The sequence below is a fragment of the Mixta sp. Marseille-Q2659 genome (assembly GCF_940807255.1).
Classification (GTDB): Bacteria; Pseudomonadota; Gammaproteobacteria; order Enterobacterales; family Enterobacteriaceae; genus Mixta.
Genome location: NZ_CALNWY010000056.1, coordinates 1 through 6,656 on the forward strand (window position 1 = coordinate 1; position 6,656 = coordinate 6,656).

7 protein-coding genes and 1 pseudogene are annotated in these 6,656 nt (G+C 51.9%); 7 read left to right on the forward strand and 1 reads right to left on the reverse strand.

The window, feature by feature from the left end; genetic code table 11:
• On the forward strand, positions 1–112 hold a 112-nt coding region (locus P3C52_RS20500; RefSeq protein ID WP_001691633.1), incomplete at its 5' end, for an IS1 family transposase.
• Between the two features lie 72 nt (positions 113–184).
• On the opposite strand, the pseudogene P3C52_RS20505 reads toward P3C52_RS20500, so the two are convergent.
• Positions 185–898 (reverse strand): annotated as a pseudogene (locus tag P3C52_RS20505) (FAD/NAD(P)-binding protein); the annotation flags it as partial.
• A 683-nt stretch (positions 899–1,581) separates the two neighbouring features.
• Between P3C52_RS20505 and P3C52_RS20510 the strand changes: the two are divergent.
• The 6 genes from P3C52_RS20510 to P3C52_RS20535 all read left to right on the forward strand — a co-directional run.
• Complete coding sequence (locus tag P3C52_RS20510; RefSeq protein WP_275556711.1) at positions 1,582–2,511, forward strand: EamA family transporter; 930 nt, start codon at positions 1,582–1,584, stop codon at positions 2,509–2,511.
• 19 nt (positions 2,512–2,530) lie between these two features.
• The gene (locus tag P3C52_RS20515; RefSeq protein WP_275556712.1) at positions 2,531–3,235 is read left to right on the forward strand and encodes an iron-containing redox enzyme family protein; all 705 of its coding nucleotides are present in this window, start codon (positions 2,531–2,533) and stop codon (positions 3,233–3,235) included.
• 65 nt (positions 3,236–3,300) lie between these two features.
• Entirely contained in the window at positions 3,301–4,311 is a 1,011-nt protein-coding gene (locus P3C52_RS20520; RefSeq protein ID WP_275556713.1) for a pyridoxal phosphate-dependent aminotransferase, read from the forward strand.
• A 117-nt stretch (positions 4,312–4,428) separates the two neighbouring features.
• On the forward strand, positions 4,429–5,523 hold the full coding sequence (locus P3C52_RS20525) for an FAD-dependent oxidoreductase (RefSeq protein WP_275556714.1): 1,095 nt from the start codon (positions 4,429–4,431) through the stop codon (positions 5,521–5,523).
• Positions 5,486–6,376 (forward strand): TauD/TfdA family dioxygenase, encoded by an 891-nt coding sequence (locus P3C52_RS20530; RefSeq protein ID WP_275556715.1) that lies wholly within the window; start codon positions 5,486–5,488, stop codon positions 6,374–6,376. The genes P3C52_RS20525 and P3C52_RS20530 overlap by 38 nt, the downstream gene beginning before the upstream one ends.
• A partial coding sequence (locus tag P3C52_RS20535; protein ID WP_275556716.1) for a hypothetical protein occupies positions 6,373–6,656 on the forward strand: 284 nt, incomplete at its 3' end. The genes P3C52_RS20530 and P3C52_RS20535, both read left to right, overlap by 4 nt.

Here is a 6,656-nt window from a genome sequence, read left to right on the forward strand (position 1 = left end):
TCTGAGACAACATCTGGCAAGGCTGGGACGGAAGTCACTGTCGTTCTCAAAATCGGTGGAGCTGCATGACAAGGTCATCGGGCATTATCTGAACATAAAACACTATCAGTAAGTTGGAGTCATTACCCAAATCGCGACGTGCTTTCTTTTCCGCGATCATTTCGCTTAGCTGCATGCAGTGATCGGCGCGCTCACTTTTTACCCGCGGCAAGATGCCTCGCCGCGAAACCAGCGTGTAATAACCTTCAATGCCGAAACTTTCCATTAAAATGCAGGCGTCAATCGCACTTTGCCCTGACCCCAGAATGGCCACTTTGCTGCCTTTCTTTATATTGGCGATGGGTTCTTCATCAAAAATAGACAAGATTTTTTGCGCGCCGGAAAGCGCAATATTTTCCGGCTCCCGCAGTTCGCCGCCTGTCGCCAGAATACAGACATCAAACGTCATTTTTTGCCCGGCAAAGATGACGCTATGTTTTTCATTAATCGTTACGGCTTCAACGCTGGTGTTATATACCGTTACTTTGTGACCATCGCGCTGCAGAGCGGCAATACAGGAGGAAAGTTTTTCCTCCAGATAATCGCCATAGATTTTTCGCGGTATGCCCTCTTTACCGACAATGCCGCGCGAGCGGAGCCATTTTACAAAATCATCCGGCTGACGTTCGCTTACGCTCATGGTTTCAGGCAGCGTATTTAATATTAACCGGTCGCTGCCGGAACGATATGCCATACCGCGCGCCATTTTTTCATCACGTTCAAAAATAGTAATGCTAAGTTTTTTCTTAATTGAAAACGCCGTGTCCCGTAAGGACTCCAGAATTAAAACCGCTGAAGCACCGCAGCCAATAATAGCGATATGGCTAATATTGGTTTTTGCCATGACAGATATTTTCATGACGTTCTGTCCCAGATTCTAAGCGGATAAATTTAACTTTTTTCTAACACGCCTGAATCGGTTTGATAAAGAGGGTTTAAGGACTAAGCGCCACTAAATGCGTTATCTGTGATAAAACTCACAAAAACTGACGGTTAATGATTAATTTTTTAAAAATCTTTACACCATATGACATTAGACCCGCTAATCAAGGCTTTTCCTCATGGGAAACACCGTTGTGACGCCTTGTCATCCCGCCTGCAAACTGACTTATCACGCGTTATAAAGCTGAGGGAAAGGCCGCGTTTAATCCCTCTGGCTTATCTCACCCTACTGGATAAAATTGATTTCATTTTTTTATCACCGCCTGAAGCAACGATCAAAACATAAGGAAAATCCTGGCTAATTAACAGCACAGGTAGCCTGAAACATATCGCAAGAAAGTGGATTAACGCCTTTTCCTGTTTAAGTCGATATAGCGGTAATTTTCAGATAATACGCAGAAGGTGTTTTTTAAGTTATTTCACCGATGCCGATGCCTGCACCAAAATAAGGCAAACGCACTAAATAAGTTCATAATTCAAACGCGCTCATCTCATTTTATATATAGCTTTTACATCTAAAAAACCGTTGCTTTTGTAATGCCCACTGAATTACTAATGATTCATACATTATAAATTTTTAACTATTTTCGTGAGCTAAATATGGTCTCTCTTCCTGTTGATAGAAAATCAACCGGCTCCGGCTGGCTGTGTATCACGCTCTACTGCCTGTTTACCTCTTTATCGGCAGTCTGGGTATCCATGAGTTTCACAAAAATTAGTGGCTCTGCGCTAACCTTTTTCACTTTGCTTATCGCGCAGATTGTTTTTCTGCTGTTCGCGGTCATCAAAAAACAGCAACCATTGACTTTTCTGAAAGAAAATAAAGGCAAAATTTTTTGGCTGAATATTCTGACGCTGACCAGCTGGCTGTTTATGTTTATGGCGCTGCAACGCATCGAGGCTTCGGTAGAATCCGCTATCTATCAGGGCTGGATACCGGTGGTGGTGATGCTGCTCGGATTGCTGATCGCCAGGAAAAATCAGATGCAGGTTTTAGGGCCGGTTTTGATCGCGATTTCTATTTTCGCGCTGGTCGCCGCGCGTCTCTACGTTAATGCCGACGGCAGCCATACCGATTCCCGGCGGGTTATCGAAGGCGTGGTGCTGGCCTCGGTGGCTGGCAGCACCGGCGGCGTCTACGTTTGGCTGTCGGCGGGCTTAAAACATGTTAAAGGGGCGACCACCATGAATATTCTGGCCACCCGCTTTATTATTCTGCTGCTGGTCACCGGCCTGCTGGCGCGCCATCAGCTGGTGGATATTGTTACCACCGATATTCATGCGTTGCTTCAGCTGACCTTTCTTTCACTGCTGTTTGTGGTAATCCCGATCTTTTGCCTGCAACACGCCATTCTGGAACTGGGGGCGCCGCGCGTTTCGGTTTTAACGCCGCTGGTGCCGGTTATCGCCCTCGCTGCCGAATATCTGGTTGCGCCATGGCACAGCCAGTGGGTGCCCGCCTTAATTGGCGTGGTCAGTCTGTCATTGATTATCAGTAATTTACGAATGAACAAAGCCGTTAAACCGTAACTGTCAATGAGGAGTAGATATGTCGCTACATCAAATTAATGCAGGTAAAGGTCTTGTGGAAGAAATTCGTGAAATGATCGAGGAATCGGGAATTAACGAAAACAGTTTTTATAAAACTTTTCAGCAAGAGGCGCTGCCGCTGGCCACGGTAAAACAGATATTTCAGCAATACTATTATTATATTCGTACCTTTCCGCAAATCCTTTCCGGCCTGGCGCCGCGCGTGGATGATGAACTTATTCGCTTAAAGATTTGTCGCACCGTGGTATCCGAATTAGGGGATGGCAAAGGCGACGCGCACTATATTATGTTTGAAAAAGCGCTGGCGGGTATCGGCGTCACGCTGGATGACTACCGCAACGTCAAATATATTCCCGAAGCTGATGCGCTGGTGAAAGATCTGGAGCGCCTTTTCCTCCGGGAATCGCCCAGCTTTGCACTGGGGGCGCATTATGTGATTGAGGAGTTCGGCTTTCCAATGATCGCTAACCTTTATGAGGGTTTCCGCCTCTATAAAGGCTGGCAGCATGAAGATTACAACTACTTCTATCTGCATATTCTTATTGAGTGCAATCACGTGGACTGGATCCAGGATGCGATGCTGGCGGCAGCAAAAGATGAAACCGCCAAAAAAGAGATTATTGAAGGCGCGCGCCAGGTTTTAGCATCGCTCAATAATTTCTGGCAGGGTCTGAATCAATTAGCTGTCAGCAAAGCTGCCTGATTTATTATTTTACCAACCACAAATGCTGACACTGTTTTGGTGTCAGTGTTTTACAGGGTCTATTTATGATGGAAGAGAATAGCGCCTCGGTAGGTATTTTTCAGTATATGTCCACCCTGGCCCAGCAATATTGCGCCTTAAATCTTTCGCAGGGAATACCCGATAATATTTATGATGCCCAATGGAATGAGGCAATAAAAAACGCGTCCCCGCACAGTTGGCAATATATGCCCACGGCGGGAAAGCCACCCTTAATAAAATATCTGCTGCATGCCGTTTATGCTGATGCCTTTAGCGATGCCATTATTGTGTCCGGCTGTACGGAGGCGTTATTGTCCGCGCTTTACGCCTGGGCCGATGAAGGCTATCGCGAAATGGTGGTGGCGGAGCCGTTTTACTCCTATTACCCAGGACTGGCGACGCTGGCGCATCTCACTTTTGTCCCGGTGGCGATGCAGCAAGATAACGAACGGCTGGTGATTGACTGGGAGGCCATGCGCCAGCGCGTCAGCGCTAAAAGCATCCTGTTAATCAACTCGCCCCATAATCCCTCCGGCGCGGTATTTACCGCCCACGACTGGGAGGCGCTCTGGCAGCTACAGGATGCCAGCGGCTGCGCCATCCTGTTCGATGATGTTTATCGTCACTTTAATTTTACCGCCCTGCCGCCGCCCGATCGTTTGCTGGCGCAGCGGAAAGTACTGGTGGCCGGTTCGGTATCGAAAAGCCTGGCCGCCACCGGTGCCCGCATTGGCTGGCTGGCGGGCGCCGCACAGCCGCTGGCGCGCGCACACCTGGCGCATAAGCATATGTCGAACTGCCAGCCGGATCTGTTACAGCACGCGGCGTTAACGCTGATGCAGAGAATTGACGCCGCCGCGTTACAGCAGGCTACTCAGCATTACCATCAGCGCGCGTTGCGGCTGGGAGATGCGTTGCTGTCGGCGGGCTTCAGCCTGATCCGGCCCGACGGCGGGCATTTTATTATGGCGCGCCATCCTGGCCTGCCCGGTCACAACAGTCTGGAACAGGCGGTTTCCTTACCCAACGGCTGGGCATTGCGCCGCTGCCGCTAAACGATTTCTTTTCCCGCCGCACAACCGGCTGGCTGCGGTTCTCCTTTGCCGTTAACGATCGCGCTGTCGATTCCGCATGTCAGCGTTTGTTGTCATCTTCTTTATAAGGACGGGCTTATGAAAACATTTATGGTACTGGGCGGCGGCCCTGCGGCCGCCATTGAGGCGGCGCGACTCTGCGCGTTGGGTAAAGAGGTGACGCTGATTTCTGAGCAGTTCGGCGGCTGTATGGAAATTATGGGCGAACGTCGGCTTCAGTCTTACTGCCATGAACTGACGCTCACGGGTGGCGATATTACGCTCGACAGCTGCATGGAGCGACCGGCGCTGGCGCCTGCCGCTAGCGAGTTTAGCGATTATGTCCGGCGCACCCTTGACGCCCTGCCGGTCAAAAAAATCAGCGGCAAAGTAAGCTGGTTCACTAAAGAAAACGATCGCTTTCGTTGTCACGTCACTACTGCAAACGGCGAGCGCCACCTGTACGCGGATGGGCTGGTGCTGGCTACCGGCATTCGCGCGCGCCCGGTGCCCGCCATCTTCTCTTTAATGGATCCCATTACCTGTTTCGAGGCCTACAACCTGTTTCGCGAGAACGATGCGCGGCTGAAGCAGTACCGGCGAGTGGTGATTTTAGGCGGCGGCAATACCGCTTTCCAGCTGGCGGACTGCGCGGCGTCGCTCGGCATTGAGACCACCATTCTGGCCAAGAGCTACCTGGGGATCTTTCCGCAGGAGACGCAGGATCGTTTTGCGTTACGCGCGCCCAGCCAGCTGACTATCGAGCGTATCTGGAAAAGCCAGAACGATAAGAATATGGCGCCGCTGGCTTTTCATATTTACTCCTCGCTTTACGCCGATGGCGAACGCTTACATATCTGGCTGCAAGAAGCTCGTAACCAGATCCATATTGCCAGGCTCTGCTGGCAGGCGCTGCCCGGCAACGGCGATGACGCGACGGCTAAAATGCTGCCGATCGCCAAAGCGGGCACGCTGTTTATTTCCGCTATCGGCACCACCGGCAATCTGCCACCCAACGGCTTTCGCCAGCTGCAGTTAGATAAACAGGGTTTTCTTCCCAACCGGCGCGGGCGCACCGCGATCGCCGGGCTTTACGTCGCTGGCGCGCTGGCTGGCGCGAAATCGGTCAACACAATGATTGAAACGGAGTACGGCCATGAAAAGCAGAATGCTGTTGGAGAATTTCGTTTGTGAAGTGATCGATTACGATCTGGCGCGTGACGGCGCGGCGAATCACGATCTCGCCGCCCTGTTGCATATGGGCAAGGTACTGGTGCTGCGCAACCAGGCGCTGTCGGTCTTCGAATATCATCAGCTTATGCTGTCGCTGGGCAGCCCGCAGCGCCACGTATTACAAAATTTCGCCGTCGAGGGCTTCGCGGACATTATCCGCATTTCTAACTTTATTTCGCCCGACGGCGAGCCTGAGGGCGTGCTGGACGGTGGCGCTTACTGGCATACCGATATGTCGTATCAGCCCAACATCGGCATTGCCACCTCGCTGCTGTCGCTGCGCGAACCGGTCTGTGGCGGCCATACGCAATTTATCGACATGGTGGATGCGCTGGAGGCGCTGCGTAAAAACCAGCCCTTATGCCAGAAACTGGAGCAGGCCTGCGGGCAGCCGCTGGAAGCGATTCAGGTGCATCACCGGTTTGGCAATCGCCGCGCGCTGGGCGATCCGCAGCAGCCGACGCAGCGCCTGACGCGCGGACAGCAATCAACGCTGGCGCCGGTGCTACATCACCTGATGCAGACGCACCCGCGTACCGGCCAGCAGTCGCTGTTTGCCGTCGCCGGAACAGCGTTACGCTTCGAAGGCGTGACGCCGGAAAGGTCACTGCCGCTGCTGAATGAACTGGAAGATTTCGTTATCGAACACGCGCAGTTTTATCAGCATCACTATCGTCCCGGCGACCTGGTCATCTGGGACAATTTGCTCACCCTGCATCGCGGTTATGGCATCGAACCGAGCCGTAATCGTCATAACAGCCGCCTGCTATATCGCATGAATGTCGCTTATACCGAAAAGGGCCATCTCATATGAAAAAAACCGTGATTTTACTCTCTCAGTCCTATCTGCATTTCGCCTCAGAAGGGGTGCTGGACCATTTACAGCAGCAGAGTCGCCTGGTGTTGATTATTCACCGCAGCGAAACGCCGCATCCGTTACTGAGCAGTCGGGTGGCACAGGTTTATCAGGTTGATGGCGTCATGACGGAGAGCCTGCGCCCTGAGCTTGATTTCAGCCAGGTGGCGGCCATTGTGCAGCGCGAAATTGCGGCGGCCGGATCGGCGGGTAACGTGGCGATCTTCTGCCAGCAGGA